Source organism: Buttiauxella gaviniae ATCC 51604 (assembly GCF_001654835.1).
GTDB classification, from domain to species: Bacteria; Pseudomonadota; Gammaproteobacteria; order Enterobacterales; family Enterobacteriaceae; genus Buttiauxella; species Buttiauxella gaviniae.
Map to the genome: position 1 here is coordinate 1 of NZ_LXEP01000105.1, position 471 is coordinate 471.

The 471-nt window shown below is 53.7% G+C and carries 1 protein-coding gene; it reads right to left on the bottom strand.

Annotated elements, in window-relative coordinates; genetic code table 11:
* Positions 1 to 18 precede the first annotated feature (18 nt).
* Positions 19 to 471 (bottom strand): ATP-binding cassette domain-containing protein (locus tag M977_RS23925; protein WP_157092148.1); only part of this gene is annotated, 453 nt, incomplete at its 5' end.

Consider the following 471-nt stretch of genomic DNA (forward strand, 5'->3'; position numbering starts at 1 on the left):
CAAGTTTTAGCCTGATGCTCATGCGGTCGCCCCTTTAACGGTTCCCTGTTGTAACGCATACAAATGCGCGTAAATGCCGCCCGGTTGCTCAATCAGTTCATTATGATGGCCGACTTCAGCAATCTGGCCGCGCTCCATGACCACAATCCGATTGGCTTCGCGTACGGCAGACAGACGGTGAGCAATAATCAGTACCGTTCTGCCTTCACAAATCTGGCGCATGTTGTCCTGAATAATTTTTTCTGACTCATAATCCAGGGCACTGGTCGCCTCATCAAAAATCAGGATACGAGGATTGGTAATTAACGCACGGGCGATGGCAATGCGCTGGCGTTGCCCGCCAGACAACCCGGCGCCATGCTCACCCACAATCGTGTCGTACCCTTCAGGCAGCTCACAAATAAACTCATGCGCACCGGCCAGTCTGGCGGCTTCAATCACAGCCTCCAGCGGCAGCGTGGGGTTAGTCAG